Source organism: Acinetobacter pseudolwoffii (assembly GCF_002803605.1).
GTDB lineage: Bacteria > Pseudomonadota > Gammaproteobacteria > Pseudomonadales > Moraxellaceae > Acinetobacter > Acinetobacter pseudolwoffii.
Genome location: NZ_PHRG01000005.1, coordinates 21,973 through 38,729 on the forward strand (window position 1 = coordinate 21,973; position 16,757 = coordinate 38,729).

General features: G+C 42.6%; 17 protein-coding genes. 8 read left to right on the forward strand and 9 right to left on the reverse strand.

The features are described from left to right. The first annotated feature begins 73 nt into the window (after positions 1-73). Positions 74-256 carry an Arm DNA-binding domain-containing protein gene (locus CWI32_RS10500; protein ID WP_074383277.1) on the forward strand — a complete coding sequence of 61 codons (183 nt, stop codon included), beginning with the start codon at positions 74-76 and terminating at the stop codon, positions 254-256. Between the two features lie 906 nt (positions 257-1,162). Then, positions 1,163-1,390: a hypothetical protein gene (locus CWI32_RS10505; protein WP_074383544.1), complete on the forward strand. Its 228-nt coding sequence runs from the start codon at positions 1,163-1,165 to the stop codon at positions 1,388-1,390. Between the two features lie 16 nt (positions 1,391-1,406). Here the strand turns inward: CWI32_RS10505 and bioB are convergent, their stop codons facing one another. The 3 genes from bioB to queG all read right to left on the reverse strand — a co-directional run bounded on the left by bioB (position 1,407) and on the right by queG (position 3,957). After that, a complete protein-coding gene (gene bioB, locus CWI32_RS10510) occupies positions 1,407-2,408 on the reverse strand; it encodes a biotin synthase BioB (protein WP_100329905.1) in 1,002 nt (333 codons plus the stop codon). A 144-nt stretch (positions 2,409-2,552) separates the two neighbouring features. Beyond that, positions 2,553-2,753, reverse strand: a complete 201-nt coding sequence (locus CWI32_RS10515; protein ID WP_005097383.1) for a hypothetical protein — start codon at positions 2,751-2,753, stop codon at positions 2,553-2,555. Between the two features lie 109 nt (positions 2,754-2,862). After that, entirely contained in the window at positions 2,863-3,957 is a 1,095-nt protein-coding gene (gene queG / locus CWI32_RS10520; RefSeq protein ID WP_005170301.1) for a tRNA epoxyqueuosine(34) reductase QueG, read from the reverse strand. Between the two features lie 23 nt (positions 3,958-3,980). On the opposite strand from queG, the gene CWI32_RS10525 reads away from it, so the two are divergent. Beyond that, the gene (locus tag CWI32_RS10525; protein ID WP_100535264.1) at positions 3,981-5,453 is read left to right on the forward strand and encodes an NAD(P)H-hydrate dehydratase; all 1,473 of its coding nucleotides are present in this window, start codon (positions 3,981-3,983) and stop codon (positions 5,451-5,453) included. 287 nt (positions 5,454-5,740) lie between these two features. Here CWI32_RS10525 and ruvC read toward each other — a convergent pair whose 3' ends face one another. Then, a complete protein-coding gene (ruvC, locus tag CWI32_RS10535) occupies positions 5,741-6,286 on the reverse strand; it encodes a crossover junction endodeoxyribonuclease RuvC (RefSeq protein ID WP_004278925.1) in 546 nt (181 codons plus the stop codon). A gap of 125 nt (positions 6,287-6,411) precedes the next feature. Between ruvC and CWI32_RS10540 the strand changes: the two genes are divergently transcribed. Further along, the gene (locus CWI32_RS10540) at positions 6,412-6,978 is read left to right on the forward strand and encodes an FxsA family protein (RefSeq protein WP_005170309.1); all 567 of its coding nucleotides are present in this window, start codon (positions 6,412-6,414) and stop codon (positions 6,976-6,978) included. Between the two features lie 126 nt (positions 6,979-7,104). Next, positions 7,105-7,743 (forward strand): LysE family transporter, encoded by a 639-nt coding sequence (locus CWI32_RS10545; protein WP_100535265.1) that lies wholly within the window; start codon positions 7,105-7,107, stop codon positions 7,741-7,743. Here the strand turns inward: CWI32_RS10545 and CWI32_RS10550 are convergent. The 3 genes from CWI32_RS10550 to ahpF all read right to left on the reverse strand — a co-directional run bounded on the left by CWI32_RS10550 (position 7,727) and on the right by ahpF (position 10,159). Continuing rightward, complete coding sequence (locus CWI32_RS10550) at positions 7,727-7,927, reverse strand: hypothetical protein (protein WP_005097377.1); 201 nt, start codon at positions 7,925-7,927, stop codon at positions 7,727-7,729. The genes CWI32_RS10545 and CWI32_RS10550 overlap by 17 nt on opposite strands. 146 nt (positions 7,928-8,073) lie before the next feature. Further along, positions 8,074-8,322: a hypothetical protein gene (locus tag CWI32_RS10555; protein WP_005097376.1), complete on the reverse strand. Its 249-nt coding sequence runs from the start codon at positions 8,320-8,322 to the stop codon at positions 8,074-8,076. Between the two features lie 271 nt (positions 8,323-8,593). Continuing rightward, positions 8,594-10,159 carry an alkyl hydroperoxide reductase subunit F gene (gene ahpF, locus CWI32_RS10560; protein WP_100355383.1) on the reverse strand — a complete coding sequence of 522 codons (1,566 nt, stop codon included), beginning with the start codon at positions 10,157-10,159 and terminating at the stop codon, positions 8,594-8,596. A 234-nt stretch (positions 10,160-10,393) separates the two neighbouring features. Here ahpF and CWI32_RS10565 point away from each other — a divergent pair, with 234 nt between their 5' ends. Both CWI32_RS10565 and CWI32_RS10570 read left to right on the forward strand, forming a co-directional pair. Next, positions 10,394-10,612, forward strand: coding sequence for a DUF1653 domain-containing protein (locus CWI32_RS10565; RefSeq protein ID WP_005097373.1), 219 nt, complete (start codon positions 10,394-10,396; stop codon positions 10,610-10,612). 23 nt (positions 10,613-10,635) lie between these two features. Continuing rightward, positions 10,636-11,235 carry an O-methyltransferase gene (locus CWI32_RS10570; protein ID WP_100535266.1) on the forward strand — a complete coding sequence of 200 codons (600 nt, stop codon included), beginning with the start codon at positions 10,636-10,638 and terminating at the stop codon, positions 11,233-11,235. A gap of 2 nt (positions 11,236-11,237) precedes the next feature. On the opposite strand, the gene CWI32_RS10575 is transcribed toward CWI32_RS10570, so the two are convergent. Continuing rightward, positions 11,238-11,444, reverse strand: a complete 207-nt coding sequence (locus CWI32_RS10575; protein WP_100329913.1) for a KTSC domain-containing protein — start codon at positions 11,442-11,444, stop codon at positions 11,238-11,240. 308 nt (positions 11,445-11,752) lie between these two features. Continuing rightward, the gene (ahpC, locus tag CWI32_RS10580) at positions 11,753-12,316 is read right to left on the reverse strand and encodes an alkyl hydroperoxide reductase subunit C (RefSeq protein ID WP_005097370.1); all 564 of its coding nucleotides are present in this window, start codon (positions 12,314-12,316) and stop codon (positions 11,753-11,755) included. A gap of 488 nt (positions 12,317-12,804) precedes the next feature. Between ahpC and hrpA the strand changes: the two genes are divergently transcribed. Then, entirely contained in the window at positions 12,805-16,728 is a 3,924-nt protein-coding gene (gene hrpA / locus CWI32_RS10585; protein WP_167381280.1) for an ATP-dependent RNA helicase HrpA, read from the forward strand. The last annotated feature ends 29 nt before the right edge of the window (positions 16,729-16,757 follow it).

Genomic DNA, 16,757 nt, shown 5'->3' on the forward strand with positions numbered 1-16,757 from the left:
TTGTTTGTATCATAAATTTAAAATATAACTCAGGATACAGGAGCCTAGTTTAATCTAGGAAAATCATAATTTTATGGCGAAATCTAAATTGCTCACAGATACCCAATTTGCAGTGTTAAAACCTAAAGAATTAGAGTATAGGGTTTCGGATATTATGGGTTTGTATTTAAAAGTCGTTGTAACAGGTAAAAATCATGGCAGTTGCGGTTTAAGAATACACTTGGTAAATGGACATAGCTTGGGACTTATCCAGTAATCTCAGTCAGAGAAGCATGTTCAATGGCCATTAAGTATCAAAATGGTGAACTCATTTTAAAAACTAAAAATGAGAAATTATTGGAAGCTCAACAAAAAGAGAACCTATTGTTTGGTAATTTACTGATTAAATGGATGAAGACAAAGCAAGCTGTATGAACTGATAAAACTTATAAGAAAGAGTATCAGTCGATAGAAAAGCATATATTGCCAGTATTTTGTTATCGTCTATTCAAAGACATACCTGCTTCGGAGTGGAAAGGATTTTTTCAATAAAAACAATTAAATGAACAGATATTCAATCGATTTGAAAAACTAATTTCGTATTGTCGTAATGCTTATGATTTTACCATTGACGATAATTTAACTATTACACTTAAATAAAAATTAGGCAATATTTGAATCAACTTATAAAAAAGAGGTCTGGCTTCAATAGATGAATTCTATGAGTCATTTTTAAGGATTTTTTATCTAGAAGAATTTTACTTCAGGAAAAAAGTTTATATTTATGAATGGACTGTGATGCACTTCAAAAAATATCAGGAAATAAGATGAAAAGTAGATGAAATGCATTTTACAACTGAGAAAATTATGCTAATAAATAAGAGATGATTTTTTAGTCAGAAATCATGATGTTTCAGGAAGGAATATCTTAAGAAGCGTATTAAAAAAATGATTAAACAGGAGTTTCAAGATGCTTCAGCTATTAAGAAAATTATTTTGCTTGCATATCTATGAGTACGAGCAAATGCAGGAAATCGGGGAACACAGGGAGTGTCGTAAGTGTGGGATCAATAAGGACTGATGTTTTACAAAAAAAAGTGAGCGAGGGCTCACTTTTTTTATGCTTATACTTGGCTAATTTCCGTTAAAATTAGAGTGAAATTCCAAGCTGATGATCGGGCATATGAGCAAAAATTTTCATGCAGATACCTATATCGTAGACAGCAATCTGGCAGATACGCTGCATTGGCTTAGTCTGCATCAAGACAGTTATGAGTCTTTTAGCTATGATGCAATCACTCAGGAGTTGGTGGTGCATCATGCCAATGGAATGGATCAAATCAGAGTTGGAGATTATCTGAATGCCCGCTATGGCATACTGATTACTGCACATAACTTTTCAGCGACTTAATTCACTCCTATATTGCTTAGCCTGCCATCGCATCGGTCGCCAATGCACGTACACTTGGTTTAGGCTGCTCTGCAACCAGACCTAATTTCTCAAATAGCTTTTGGTCACGACCTTGGGCAGTATTTGGGGTGGTCAAAAGTTTTTCACCCGAGAAAATGGAATTGGCACCGGCCATAAATGCCAGAGCCTGATCTGAATCGGTTAACGATTCACGGCCCGCAGAGAGGCGGATGTAGCTTTTTGGCATCAAGAGGCGCGCCACTGCAATGGTACGAATCCATTCAATAACATCCAGTTTTTCTACATCTGCCATTGGTGTGCCTTCAATTGGAACCAGCATATTGATCGGGACAGATTCAGGGTGAATGACCAGCGTGGCAAGTTCATATAATAAACCAATCCGGTCATTACGGCTTTCGCCCAGTCCGACAATACCGCCACTACATACTTTTAAACCGGCTTGACGCACATAATCCAAAGTATCGAGACGGTCATCAAAGCTTCGGGTACTGATAATATGTGAATAATATTCACGAGAAGTATCCAGATTGTGGTTGTAGTAATCCAGACCGGCATCTTTCAAACGTTCTGCTTGGGATGCATTCAACATGCCCAGTGTCATACAGGTTTCCAGACCGAGTGCTTTAACTTCCTGCACCATTTCCAGAACATAAGGCATATCGCGCTCATGCGGGTTACGCCATGCAGCGCCCATACAGAAACGAGAGCTTCCAGAAGCCAGTGCCTGTTTAGCCTCCTGAATGACTTTATCGACCGCGATACGTTTTTCAGCTTCTAGCTTGGAATCATAATGCGCAGATTGTGAACAGTATTTGCAGTCTTCAGGGCATTTGCCTGTTTTGATCGAGAGGAGGGTGCTGACCTGAACTGTATTGGCAGTGAAGTGCTCACGATGAACCTGTTGCGCCTGAAACAATAAATCCATTAAAGGCTGCTGATACAGTGCCTGTATTTCTTCACGTGACCAATCATTGCGTACTGCATTACTCGTGTTCATATATCTGTCCTTGTTTGTGCTTATTTATCATTCACCTCATCTTAATAAAAATGTGTGTCTGCCTCACTAGCAAAATATGACCTTCTATAACGAACAAAGCCCACACGGGGTGGACTTTGTCATTATATTTAATCCTGAAATTTTTTATTCACGATGACCCCCATGAATATTCTGATTTTGCAGATCGTCACGATGCTGCTTGTTCAGCACTCGTTCATCCTGCTCATGCTGATTGTTCTTAGGAGAATCGATTGGCCCATGTTGGGGCTGCTGCTGTTGTTGCTTCTGCTGTTTAAGCTGATCTAGCTGTTCGTGCTGTTGCTGTTTTTTATCTTGCTCTTGCATCTTCAGTCCCTCTCGTCATTTTTTCATCTCTTTCTTTATGACATAAAGTGATCAAATATTGTGTAAGCCTTATAAGAGATCGAGTGAGCCGAAGTAATAAATTGAAAATTTATGCTGTTTTGGTCAACTGTTCCTGAATCGCCCAATCAATATGCACCTGCACAATTTCGTCATGTAATGCCCGTTGATGTTGTAAAGCGTAAACAATCTTTTCATCAAAAGGTGCATTGCCCAGACCAATTGCGATATTGCGCATGAAGCTTTGATAACCTGTACGACGCATTGGACTGCCTTCGGTCGCACTTAAGAAGGTGGTTTCATCCCATTGCCATAAATCTAGCAAGCTGACCTGATCCAGACCATGTCGTGGATGAAAATCTTCTACCGGGGTGATTTGGGCAAAACTGTTCCAAGGACAAATTAGCTGGCAATCGTCACAACCAAAAACCCGGTTACCAATTCCGCGGCGCAAATCTTCTGGAATAATGCCTTTATACTCGATGGTTAAGTAAGCAATACATCGCCGTGCATCCAGCATATAGGGCTCGACAATGGCCTGAGTTGGACAGATGTCGATACAGGCCGTACAGGAACCACAATGTTTACTGGCAGGCGCATCAAAAGGGAGGTCCAGAGAAGTAAATAGCTCTCCAAGCACAAAGAAAGAACCAGACTTTTTATGAATCAGCAGGGTATGTTTACCTGTCCAGCCCATGCCAGCACTTTCAGCCAGTGATTTTTCAAAAATGGGTGCAGAATCGGCAAAAGGGCGTGATTCAAAATCGCCAACTTTTTCCCGGATTTTTGTCGCCAAGGTTTTGAGCCGACCGCGCATGATCTTGTGATAATCCCGGCCACGGGCATAACGCGCAATAATCGCGGAATTGGGTGCATACGGAACGTAACGTGGCTTTGGAGTCTCGACCAGATAATCCATACGCACGCAGATAATGCTGCGCGTGCCGGGGACAAGTAAGGCAGGATTGGCACGTTTTTCCAGATTATCTTCCAGAAATTTCATGTCGCCATGATAGCCACGATCCAGATATTCCTGTAAGCGCGCTAATTCTGCTTGAGCATCTGGTTTGGCAATGACACAATCAGAAAACCCCAATTCTAGCGCCTGCGCTTTAATCCAGGCTTTTAGCTCGGCTGGATCTTGTTGATAGACTTGAATTTGTGCGTAAGAATCGGGAATTGTCATAAACCAAAGACAGGGAATAAAAAATGCAGCAACAAGTTTACCATAGCCCTGTTTATCATAGCCAAAGTATTCAAGCATGGGAGCAGCGTTGGTTTCAGCAGCAAAATAGTTCCTATGGTTTGATGCAGCAGGTGGCTTGGTCAGTCACACAGCGTCTGAGTGTGCTATTTAAAGAAAAAAATATACAGAAAATAGCGGTGTGTTGTGGTCAGGGCAATAATGCTGGTGATGGTTATCTGATTGCAAAATATTTAAAACAGGCCGGTTTCGATGTAGATATTTATGCGGCTGAAAAAGGTCAATCAGTGGACTTGGCCAAAGCTTGGCAAGAAGCGCTGGATGCTGGATTGGAAGTAGGGCCGCATTTTCAGTTTAAGCATGAATATGACGCTTATATCGATGCCTTATTTGGCATTGGTTTAAATCGTGAGCTGGATGCGAACTGGCAATCCATCATCCAATTGATCAATGACCAGAAAGGTCTCAAAATCGCGGTTGATATACCGAGTGGACTGCATGCCAATACCGGTCAGCCTTTGCCTATTGCGGTTAAAGCGGATTTTACGTATACGGTTTTGGGCTTAAAGGCAGGACTGTTTACCGGACAAGCTAAGGAATATGCCGCTAAGGTTGAACTGATTTCTGCCATTCCAGTTGATGCCGAACTGCAACCAGTTGCCAAACTTTCCTCACAGCAGATTAAATTACCGAAACGTGAAGCCTTTGGTCATAAAGGCAGTTATGGTCATGTGCTGGTGGTGGGGGGGCATGCTGAAATGGGCGGAGCAGTGATTATGGCAGCAGAAGCGGCATTTGCTGCCGGAGCAGGTAAGGTCACCATTGTCTGTGATGCGAAACACCATACCGCCATTTTGTCTCGTGCGCCGAATATTATGCTGCGTGATATTAATGCTCTCAACATAGAGCAGCGCACAGCCTTAATTCAGCAGGTCGATGCAGTCTGTTTTGGTATGGGCTTGGGACGTGATCAATGGGCAAAAGAGCAATATCAGGCATGGTTTGATTTAATTCGAAATTCAGACTTAGACATTGTTTTAGATGCAGATGCATTGTGGTTTTTAGCCAAACAGCCGCAACAATTAAATTCTAAAACTTACACTACACCGCATCCGGGTGAAGCGGCAACTTTACTTGATTGTAAAACCTTGGACATTGAAACAGATCGGATTCAAGCGATTCATGCCTTAAGGCAGAAGTATGGCGGGCAATGGGTGCTAAAAGGTTCAGGCAGTCTGATTCTGGAACAACAGCTATATATTTGCACTGCCGGGAATGCGGGTATGGGAACAGGCGGCATGGGGGATGTGCTGGCCGGGATGATTGCCAGTCTAAAGGCACAATTTGCTCAATCGATTCATTTGCATGAAATTGTGACGCTGCATGCACTGGCAGGGGATGAACTGGCCAAAAACGGCGAACGTGGTTTGCAGGCGCAGGACATGAAACATGCAATTTATCAGGTGGTGAATCGCTAAGGAGAATAGTGTGCCAGTCATCAAAATGAATATTTCAGGCCAAGTGCAAGGTGTGGGTTAGCGCTACTGGTTTGCTGAGCAGGCTGTGGCACTCGATTTAAAAGGCTAGGTGAAAAATTTAAGTAGTGGCGAAGTGGAGGCTGTTATTGTTGGCGCAGATTCACCGCTTCAGGAAATGATTGCACGAAGTTGGCAAAGGGCCTGCTTCTGCAATCGGACAAGCAATTATTCCAGAGCATCTGCAATCCGACTTAGGTATTCAAGGCTTTAAAATACTGCGCTAAACATTAACGACGACGGCTGCTGACCCGACTGCGGCCACGTGCCATGCCGCCCAAAGCATTGAGTACCGCCATTTTACTCATACTACCTGAGGCATGTGCATGACAAATGGCAGCCGCCAGTGCATCGGCGGCATCCTGTTGCGGTTTGATGCTGAGTTTTAAAATATTCATCACCATCATCTGTACCTGCTCTTTATCAGCAGCGCCATAACCCACTACAGACTGCTTGATCTGGCGCGCCGTATATTCAGCAACTTTTAAATCCAGATTGACCAGCGCGGCAACAGCAGCACCACGGGCCTGACCCAGTTTCAAGGCAGAATCCGGATTTTGTGCCATAAAGACCTGTTCTACTGCGGCTTCTGTTGGGCCATAAAATTTTACAATCCGCTCTACACCGGCAAAAATTCGTTTTAAACGTTCAGGCATTTCCGTGGTTTCGGTGCGGATCGTACCGGCATCGACAAAAGTCAGTTTGGAGCCGTCTTTTTCGATAATTCCGTAACCAGTTAAACGAGAACCGGGGTCAATCCCAATAATTAATGACATGCCTGCACTTTAAAAATAGAATAATGCCCATATTGTTACATAAGCGTATCAAAAAAGCTTGATCCTGATGAAGCAGTTGATTACATCATCCTATTATTTATTTTACTGAGATTAGATTAATTTTCATGAAATTATTTCTTATTATCCTTGCAGGCTTAATCCTAGAAGTATTTGTCTGGATTGGCGTGGGTGACCTCGTCGGGAGCATGTGGTACGTATTTTTCTGGTTTGTGGCTGCATTTTTTATTGGTATGAACCTGATCCGTAAATATTCGGCCGGTGTGATGCCACAGATGCAGCAAATGCAAATGGGGCAGATGAATGCAGATCCTGCATTAACAGGAAATTTACCTAAAATTTTAGCAGGCTTCTTCCTGCTTCTTCCTGGCTTAATTAGCGATGTACTGGCGGTATTAATGCTGATTCCAGCCGTGCAGCAGGTATTTAAAGCTGCCATGATGAAGGCGATGATGAAACGTCAGCAGGCCATGATGGAAAAAATGATGGGTGGCATGATGGGCGATATGGGGGGTGCGCAAGGCCAGAACCCCTTTGCCGAGATGATGCGTCAAATGCAGGATATGCAAAACCAGCAAGCAGGTCGTGGTGATTCAACCATCATTGATGGTGAAGCGCGTGAAGTGAAGCCTGAAGCGAAAAAAATTGAAATGAAAGATATCAATCCAAAATAAGATATCCATCTGCAAAGTTCAAAAGGTTATATTTAAGCCGAATCTGATGATTCGGTTTTTTATTGGAATATTCTCATTAGTTTGAACAAACGTTATAATCATTTTTTATAATTTAACGCTATTTTAATGTCTCTGCTTTTTACCATCTGCCTTCTGCATTTTGTTGCTCAACTAAGTCCTGGCCCTGATATTCTACTGATCGCCAAAAGTGCTGCATCTACCACACGCCAAAATGCCCTGAAAATTATTGCAGGTATTTCGGCCGGTATTGTCGTGTGGGTGGTACTGACACTGGCCGGATTTACCGTTTTAATCGAGCAGTTTCCATGGGTCCAGCAGGTCTTGATGCTGCTCGGTGGAATATTCCTGGCAAAAATGGGCTGGGCAATGCTCAAGGGTGGTGTGCACAGTTTTAAGAATAAACATCAGCCCGAAGATGATTCCAATGAACTGGCACAACCCAAAAATTACTTTATGTTGGGTCTATGGACCAACCTCTCTAATCCTAAAACGCTGATCTATTTTAGCAGCGTATTTTCACTGGCACTGAGTTCGTCAGCCTCGGAATATCTGAAAGCACAACTCGCGGTGATTATTCCCTTGCAGACTTTTATCACTTTCGCTTTACTCATGTTGCTGATTTCACAGCCGAAAATTAAAGCTCTGTATCAGCGTTCAGGGAGTTATATTGATATCGTTTCAGGCGGGCTATTTTTACTCTTTGCGTTATGGTTATGGTATGACGCGCTTATTTTGATGAATTAACTGGATGATCATCCAAAGTGGATTCGGTGGATATAAGTGAAGAAGACACTAAATTTTCTTGTGTTTTAACCGCTGTTTGATAGCGATTGGGTCTTAAGCTGGTTTCGGTATTTTCAGAACCCTGATAGCTGCGGCTACGGTTGGCACGCTCGCGTAATCCACCTTTTTTAATTAACTGAACCATTGCATATCTCTCATTCCAAGAATTGCTATTGTAAATCAAATCTGGCAGCTATGAAGCTGTTTTTCTGCATAGCGATACTGGTATTAAAACACCATAAAAAAAGACCTGTTTTTCGGAACAGGTCTCTCAATCAGAGCTGAATAAAATTAACGAAGGCCTTTATTTTCTTCTTGTAAAACATCGAGTATAGAGTGTTGTACGGGAACTTCTTGTTGTTGTGATTGCACATAGACGTGCACCACTTTAAATACGATCGCTGTAGCAAGACAGGCCACTAGACACAAAATCCAGAAGCCAAAAGGACTGCGAATATGATGCGAACCGCAATCTGGACATGATTTTTCTGTAGATTCCACTACTTTTTCGCAGCAGGCACATTGATATTGGTAGTGCATTGTTCTTCTCCCAGGATGTTATCCTTTTTTATTCTTCGATCATGAAAGATGATTTATCACCCTATCATATGAGAGCTTTCACAGGCTTGCAATACGAGATTATCGACAGTTACAGACCATCTATACAGAATCAAAATTAATGACATGCTTATGACAAGATTAGCAAGAAGATGAATGGACGCAGTGCTTATAAAATATACTGAATCTAAACCGGTAGTTATTGAAAAATAAAGCCCGCTTCAAGCGGGCTTTATTAGGGTTTTGTTAAGGATTACTGACCTGAACGGATGATATAATCAAATGCAGACAGTGATGCTTTCGCGCCTTCACCTGTGGCAATGATGATCTGCTTATAAGGAACAGTAGTACAGTCACCCGCCGCAAATACACCTTTCACATTGGTCTCGTTACGCTCATTAATCAGGATCTCGCCACGATTTGAAAGTTCTACCGCTGTTGCTTTTAAGAAATCGGTATTCGGCAACAAACCAATCTGTACGAAGATTCCTGCAAGTTCAACGGTGTGCTCTTGGTCAGTCGTACGGTCTTTGTATTTCAGTGCAGTCACTTGTGAACCGTCACCCACCACTTCAGTCGACAAAGCATTTTTAATCACCGTGGTGTTTGGCAAGCTTGTTAATTTGTCTTGCAATACCTGATCCGCACGCAGTTTGCTATCAAACTCAACCAAAGTCACATGCTCTACAATCCCTGCAAGGTCAATCGCAGCTTCTACACCAGAGTTACCCCCACCGATTACCGCAACACGTTTGCCTTTGAACAATGGACCATCACAGTGTGGGCAGTAGGCCACACCACGGGTTTTGTATTCCTGCTCACCCGGAACGTTCATTTCTCTCCAGCGTGCACCTGTAGACAGGATGACTGTTTTCGATTCCAGTTTGGCACCATTCTCTAAAGTCACTTCTACCAGACCATTCGTTGTTTCATCTGCACCTTTGATGTTAGAGACACGTTGCAGGTTCATGATGTCAACACCGTATTCACGTACATGTGCTTCCATTTCAGCAGCAAACTTGGGACCTTGAGTTTTTTGAATCGATGTATAGTTTTCGATGTCCATGGTGTCCATGACCTGACCACCCATGCGTTCAGCCACGATACCTGTTTTAATGCCTTTACGTGCAGCATAGATGGCAGAGGTATTGCCCGCAGGGCCACCACCAATCACCAGTACATCAAAGGCATCTTTAGCATTGAGCTTTTCAGCCTCTTTTGCTGCAGAGTTGGTGTCCAGTTTTGCCACGATTTCTTCCAAAGTCATACGACCTTGACCGATATGCTGGTTGTCCTGGAACACCATCGGCACCGCCATGATTTTGCGTTCTTCCACTTCATCCTGGAAGAATGCCCCATCAATCATGGTGGCTGTTGTGCCCGGGTTGTAAATTGCAATCAGGTTTAAGGCTTGAACCACATCCGGACAGTTATGGCAGCTGAGTGATACAAATACATCAAAATCAGATTTGATCCCTAAGCCTTTAATCGACTCTAAAACTTCAGCAGATACTTTCGGTGCATAACCAGAGCTTTGCAGTAAAGCCAGAATCAGTGAGGTGAATTCATGCCCCATTGGCAGACCTGCAAAGTAGACCCGTGGCTCTTCACCTGCTTTGGCAATACCAAAGCTTGGAGCACGTTGGTTTGTACCGTCAAAGCGTGCAGTGACTAAATCAGATAATGCAGCCACTTCCTCAACCAGTTCTTTGATTTTTGCAGATTTGTCGGAATCATTTAAAGTCGCAACCAGTTCAATCGGGCTTTCCAGACGTTCGAGTAGTGTTTTTAATTGGGCTGAAGTATTTTGGTCTAACATGGCTAACGTCTCCAAAGGAATAAATATTTATTTGATAAAGCGATATTAGTGCATAAATCAAAATAGGTAAAACAGTTTGTTTTTATAATATCGATCGGAATTACTAATTTATTGAAAAATGCATCATTAATTTCAGATTTTTATATGGCGTTAGAATAAGAATTTTCAAGTAATTTAACTTGATATTTGCTTAATTCAGTTAGTATTAGGCATCTATAACAGGAGGGCTGAATCATGGAATTACAGCGCGGAATTTATCAGCATTATAAAGGGCAGCTTTATCAGGTATTACATGTCGCCACGCACAGTGAAACTGAAGAAAAGCTGGTGGTTTATCAATGTCTCTATGGGGATTATTCGATTTGGGTGCGCCCTTTAACAATGTTCACTGAAACCATTACCACCAACGATGATCGTGAAGTGGAACGCTTTAAATTAATTCAGGCGCTTTAAGCTAAAAGGCTCAGGGAGGGGCTATGCTAAATCCAGATGAATTTGAAAAATTCATGCATGAATTATATGAAAAATTTCATATGCATGATCTCAAGCAGACAGATCGACTGCAACGATATCGCAATATAGAACCAGAATCAGGTCGATTTTTATCCACGTTGATTCGTGCCCAGCAAGCCAAAGATATTTTGGAAATTGGTACATCCACAGGCTATTCGACTTTATGGCTAGCTGAAGCTGCTCAGCATACCCAAGCAGTGATAACCACACTGGAAATAGATAAAGCACGTGTCACTCAAGCGAAACACTATGCAAATACATTGGGTTTTGAACATCTTATTGATTTTCAAGTGATGGATGCGCAGCAATATCTAGAAGCTTCACAGCAACAGTTTGATTTTATTTTAATGGATGCTGAGCGCGATGCCTATCTAGGCTATTGGAAGCATTTGGCTCGATTACTCAAGCCAAAATGTGGGATGCTTGTGGTGGATAATGTCATTTCACATGCAGCAGAAGTGGAAGAGTTTATTCATCTGATTCAGCAAGATCAGCGTTTTATCATCAGCACTGTACCGATCGGTGCGGGTCTGCTGATGGTCGGATATCGTGAATCGCATTAGTTTTAATCCATACAGACTTTATTGAAATGTAAATTATATTCAAGATATTTATGTACGAAAGCAGCTTTATCTTCACGTCTGAGCAGGTTGTCATAAATAAATTCGGGTACAGGATGATAGAGTTCCGTATGGCCATTACTATAAACGATTTTCAGGTGGCGGCTTGAGGGATTATATTTCCATGAAATCACTGTAAGCAGTTTTTGCATATGCGTTCCTCCACTGAATATTTATTTTCTTATCATTTGAACTTATGCCATGCCGTGCTGTAGATGTATAGCTATATTGTAAGAATGGGCAGAGGATTGTAAGAAAATAGCTGCAGCGAGAAATTAAAACTTATTCAGCGCAGTTTGATAGATCGCAAAGAAATAGACGATTCAAGCAATTTCGGGATAAATACACACACTCAATCTGCGTGTAAACATTACTTCTAAAATAAATAAATCAAATCAAAAGTTATAAAAAACCACGCTAAAGAGCGTGGTTTTTTTGAGTCAGTTTAATCTAATTAAAATTAGATTTTACCCACTAGGTCGATTGAAGGAGCAAGAGTTGCATCGCCTTCTTTCCATTTAGCTGGGCAAACTTCGCCTGGGTGAGCATGTACATACTGAGCTGCTTTAACTTTACGAAGAAGTTCTTGAGCATCACGACCGATACCACCAGCGTTGATTTCAACGATTTGGATTTTACCTTCTGGATCGATGACGAAAGTACCACGATCAGCAAGGCCGTCAGCTTCGATTAATACGTCAAAGTTTTTAGCAAGCGTCCAGTTTGCATCACCAACCATTACATACTGGATTTTTTTGATTTCTTCTGAAGAATCGTGCCAAGCTTTGTGTGTGAAATGTGTGTCAGTAGAAACTGAGTAGATTTCAACGCCTAATTTTTGGAATTCAGCGTAGTTGTCAGCAAGGTCACCCAGTTCAGTTGGGCAAACGAAAGTGAAGTCAGCTGGGTAGAAGAATACTACAGACCATTTGCCTTTAAGGTCAGCTTCAGTTACTTCAATAAATTGGCCATTTTGGAATGCAGTTGCTTTAAATGGTTTAACTTCAGTATTAATTAAGCTCATCATTGTCTCCATGATTGAGGTTTGTTTTGAATTTCAATTAGCTTATAGAAATTTACTTTATTGGTGAAATGGTATTTTTACATTACAAAAATCGGAAAAACCGAATCATGTAAAAATTCTCCATTTTCACAAAATAGCTTTGTTCATTGAGCAGCATCAAGATGATGGCTTCATGACAAAATTATCTCTTTTTCCTCGTGCTAACAAACATGATGCTGAAACTGAAAAATTCAAGGGCAAATCAGGAAAAAATCCTGTTTTCCTCAAAATACTCTCGATATCAATTTAAAAATTAGGTTTATGCTTAAACTTAATCATGTGGACAGGTGAGAGTAGCGGGGTAATTTGCTCGATTTACTACGCCGAATTAAGGGAAATGAGACGAGTAAAGCCAATTTGTCCGGCACTTAACAGAACTACGACTATCTGAAAGCTAATGAACCAAGTAAAATAAACTTTTCCGGTTTTTTGATGTGGGTGTTTTCTCTGTGCAGAGTCATTTAAATGTAGATCAATGGATAATGGCGCGTGACCGTCACCGTTTAAATCGACTGAAGAAGGGGAAAGATGCCAATGCCAAGCAGTATCAGGAACTATTTGAAAAATCCAATCTGAAAGTGCGGCAGCGGCTGGAACGTCTTCCAGACATCAAGCTGAATCAAGATTTGCCCGTTACCCAATACGCTGACAAGCTGATAGCCGCGATTCAAAAGCATCAGGTCATTATTGTGGCTGGCGAAACCGGTTCTGGTAAAACCACACAATTACCGCAAATTGCCATGCTGGCTGGACGCGGCCTGACTGGTCTGATTGGACATACCCAGCCACGCCGACTGGCGGCTCGAAGCGTATCACAGCGTATTGCTGAAGAAGTTGGCGAAAAACTCGGGGAATCAATTTCCTTTAAAGTGCGTTTTACTGAACAGGGTTCCCAAGATTCAATTGTACGCTTGATGACTGACGGTATTCTGCTTGCCGAACTGACGCATGACCGCTACCTAAGCAAATATGACACCATTATTATTGATGAAGCACATGAACGTTCGCTGAATATCGACTTCATTATGGGCTATCTGAAGCAGTTACTGCCGCGTCGTCCAGACCTGAAAGTCATCATTACGTCTGCCACACTGGATGTAAACCGTTTTAGTAATTACTTTAATGGTGCACCCATTTTTGAAGTAGAAGGCCGTAGTTTCCCGGTTGAACTGCGTTATCGCCCGATCTCGGAAATGAGCATTGGCGGCAGCGATGATGATGAATTTGATGACTTCGAAGAAAACTTGCCGCGTGCTGTGGTTAAAGCGGTAGAAGAATGTTTTCAGGATGCACAAGAAAAAGGCCATCCCGAACATGCCGATATCCTGATTTTTGCCAGTACAGAACAGGAAATTCGCGAGCTACAGGAAACCCTGATCAAGCATGGACCACGGCATACTGAAGTCTTAACCTTATTTGCCCGTTTAGCCTTGGCAGAGCAGCAAAAAATCTTTAATCCTTCCGGTGGTGGGCGACGTATTATTATTGCCACCAACGTCGCGGAAACAGCGTTGACTGTACCGAATATTCGTTATGTAATTGATAGTGGTTTTGCGCGTATTTCACGTTATAACTATCGTTCACGGGTGCAGCGCCTGCCGATTGAAGCCGTTTCTCAGGCTGCAGCCAATCAGCGTAAAGGTCGTTGTGGTCGTATTGCGCCCGGTGTTTGTATCCGCCTGTATTCGGAAGACGACTTTCTGAGCCGTCCGGAATTTACTGAACCTGAAATCAAGCGTACCAATCTGGCATCGGTGATTTTGCAGATGCAGAGTCTGGGTTTAGGCTCGCTGGAGGACTTTGATTTTATCGAACCACCGGATCACCGTCTGGTGAATGATGGCCGTAAGTTGCTGATTGAGTTGGGGGCAATGGCCGAGAAAAATTCTCCTAAAACTGAAGATGATCAAGCAAATCCTTCTAAATCTCCCTTTGAGAAAGGGAGACTTCAAAGCAGTGGATTAACCAAAATCGGTCAGCAAATGGCAAAAATGCCGATTGACCCACGTCTGGCCCGTATGATTTTGGGTGGCGCACATTTTGGTGTTTTAAACGAAGTCTTGATTATTGTTGCGGCGCTCGCGGTGCAAGATCCGCGTGAACGTCCTGCAGACAAACAAATGCAGGCCGACCAGAAACATGCCTTGTTCCGTGAAGCTGATTCTGACTTTTTGTTCTATATAAAACTCTGGGAAACATTGCACGGCAATCGCGAAAGTATGAGTGAGAATAAACGCCGTACATTTGCGCGGAATCATTTCTTGAGCTGGCTGCGTTTACGTGAATGGAAAAAAACCCATGAACAACTGGTGGACTTGGCTCAAGGTCTAAAACTGTCATTTAATGACAAAGCTGCCAGTTATGAAAATCTGCATCGTGCATTACTCACCGGCTTATTGTCGTTTATTGCCAACAAGACCGATGAACGTAATGTGTTTATGGCGGTACGTCAGCAGAAAGCCCGGATTTTCCCGGCATCGACTTTGCATAAGAGCAATACGCCGTGGGTCATGGCTTTTGAGATGGTGGAAACCTCGCAAGTGTATTTACGCACTCTGGCCAAGATTGAACCGGAATGGATACTGCTAGCCGCCCGCGATCTGCTCAAGCATCATTATTTTGAACCGCACTGGTCGAAAAAAGCCGGTGTGGTGAACGCTTATGACCAGATTTCATTATTTGGTCTGATCATTGAGCCAAAACGAGCAATCAATTATGAAAAAGTCGATCAGGCTGCGGCGCATGAAATTTTCTTACGCGATGCTTTAACTACGGGTCATCTCGGTATTAGTCCGCCATTTTTAAAGCATAACTTGCTTAAACTGGAAGAAGTCGAACGGGTTGAGGATAAATTGCGTCGTCGTGATCTGGTGGTAGACGAAGAAACCATTTACCAGTTCTATGCATCTAAAGTGCCAGCTGAAGTGGCCAGCCGCCGTACTTTTGAAGATTGGCGGGCTACGGTTGAGCCTCAGCAGCCACGTTATTTATTTGTTGATGATGATGCATTATGGCTGAATGACCGTCCAACCACACAGCAATTTCCTGACTATTTACGTAATGGTGAACTTCGTCTGGCAGCGACCTATCGCTTTGACCCGAGTCATGATGAAGATGGCGCGACAGTTAAAATTCCACTGCAAGCCTTGGCTCAGGTAGATGAATCAATCTGGTCCTGGGGAATTCCAGGCTGGCGTCTGGACCTGATTGAAGCATTGCTAAAAGGCTTGCCGAAGGACAAGCGCCGTAATCTGGTGCCAATTCCAGATACTGCACGAAAACTCATGGCAAAAGTCGATGTACAGGATCTGCAGAAACATATCTTTGGTTTCCTGGCGTTCCAGTTACGTGGCGATCAAATCACTGAGAAAGATTTCAGCTTTGACCGGGTCGAACAGTATCTGTTACCGTTTATTAAAGTCACTGATGAAAAAGGTCGTGTCATTGAACAGGGTCGTGATTTGTCAGAGCTGAAAGCACGTTGCCGGGCTGAAACCCATAGTCCGGTCAAGCAGCTGAAAGGTGAATTTAAAACCTTCCCGGAAAGTTTTGTGTTTGAAGCCTCACAAAAAGTCACGGGTGTCGTGGTCAAGCAGTATCAGGCGCTGGTGCCGACCAAAGCCTTTGCTGCACTGGAGCAAAAAGATGAGTCGGGCGTGGTGATTCAGACCTTTAACGATCAGGCGGAAGCGATCAAAAAACATCGTGAAGGGGTGATCCGACTGGTGCATATGCAACTGGGAGACCTGATTCGCCAGTTAAAAAAACAGATCTCCAAACCTTTGGCACTGGCTTATTCGCCACTCGGTGACAAGGCCCAACTAGAACAAATGTTAGTTTATGCCACACTGCAAGTGTCCATGAATGAGCTACCTGTCAATGCGCAAGAGTTCCAAAAACTGGTTGAAGATGTAAAAAAATCTTTCTTAAGTCATGGGCAAGTTACTCTGAAAGAGATTACAGATATTTATATCCAGTGGCAGGAAATCCGCCGGAAATTATTGGTTTTAGACCATTCTGTGTTTGAGAAAAATATCAATGATATTGAAGATCAACTTGATTTAATGAGTCTTTCTGACTTTGTATATCGTAAACCATCCGATGTATGGATCGAATTTCCACGTTATTTGAAAGCCTTGATCTTGCGTTTAGACCGCTTGCCCAATAATCTACAAAGGGACAATTCCGCCATTGACCAAATTGATCAATGGATGGAAAAATTGTTCAAGTTTAAAGATGACCCTCGTCTGAAAGAATTGTACTTCATGGTCGAGGAGTTAAGAATCTCATTGTTTTCACAACCGATGAAAACAAAAGCACCCGTGTCTCCAACTCGCTTGCAAAAAGTATGGGATCGTCTTGGAATCAGTTAAGATATAGGTAATTCAGAGAAGGAGTTTTA

What these genes read in the sequence shown, in the direction of transcription:
- CWI32_RS10500 (WP_074383277.1), top strand. Translation starts at nt 74, where the DNA reads ATGGCGAAATCTAAATTGCTCACAGATACCCAATTTGCAGTGTTAAAA.
- CWI32_RS10505 (WP_074383544.1), top strand. Translation starts at nt 1,163, where the DNA reads ATGAGCAAAAATTTTCATGCAGATACCTATATCGTAGACAGCAATCTG.
- bioB (WP_100329905.1), bottom strand. Translation starts at nt 2,408, where the DNA reads ATGAACACGAGTAATGCAGTACGCAATGATTGGTCACGTGAAGAAATA.
- CWI32_RS10515 (WP_005097383.1), bottom strand. Translation starts at nt 2,753, where the DNA reads ATGCAAGAGCAAGATAAAAAACAGCAACAGCACGAACAGCTAGATCAG.
- queG (WP_005170301.1), bottom strand. Translation starts at nt 3,957, where the DNA reads ATGACAATTCCCGATTCTTACGCACAAATTCAAGTCTATCAACAAGAT.
- CWI32_RS10525 (WP_100535264.1), top strand. Translation starts at nt 3,981, where the DNA reads ATGCAGCAACAAGTTTACCATAGCCCTGTTTATCATAGCCAAAGTATT.
- ruvC (WP_004278925.1), bottom strand. Translation starts at nt 6,286, where the DNA reads ATGTCATTAATTATTGGGATTGACCCCGGTTCTCGTTTAACTGGTTAC.
- CWI32_RS10540 (WP_005170309.1), top strand. Translation starts at nt 6,412, where the DNA reads ATGAAATTATTTCTTATTATCCTTGCAGGCTTAATCCTAGAAGTATTT.
- CWI32_RS10545 (WP_100535265.1), top strand. Translation starts at nt 7,105, where the DNA reads ATGTCTCTGCTTTTTACCATCTGCCTTCTGCATTTTGTTGCTCAACTA.
- CWI32_RS10550 (WP_005097377.1), bottom strand. Translation starts at nt 7,927, where the DNA reads ATGGTTCAGTTAATTAAAAAAGGTGGATTACGCGAGCGTGCCAACCGT.
- CWI32_RS10555 (WP_005097376.1), bottom strand. Translation starts at nt 8,322, where the DNA reads ATGCACTACCAATATCAATGTGCCTGCTGCGAAAAAGTAGTGGAATCT.
- ahpF (WP_100355383.1), bottom strand. Translation starts at nt 10,159, where the DNA reads ATGTTAGACCAAAATACTTCAGCCCAATTAAAAACACTACTCGAACGT.
- CWI32_RS10565 (WP_005097373.1), top strand. Translation starts at nt 10,394, where the DNA reads ATGGAATTACAGCGCGGAATTTATCAGCATTATAAAGGGCAGCTTTAT.
- CWI32_RS10570 (WP_100535266.1), top strand. Translation starts at nt 10,636, where the DNA reads ATGCTAAATCCAGATGAATTTGAAAAATTCATGCATGAATTATATGAA.
- CWI32_RS10575 (WP_100329913.1), bottom strand. Translation starts at nt 11,444, where the DNA reads ATGCAAAAACTGCTTACAGTGATTTCATGGAAATATAATCCCTCAAGC.
- ahpC (WP_005097370.1), bottom strand. Translation starts at nt 12,316, where the DNA reads ATGAGCTTAATTAATACTGAAGTTAAACCATTTAAAGCAACTGCATTC.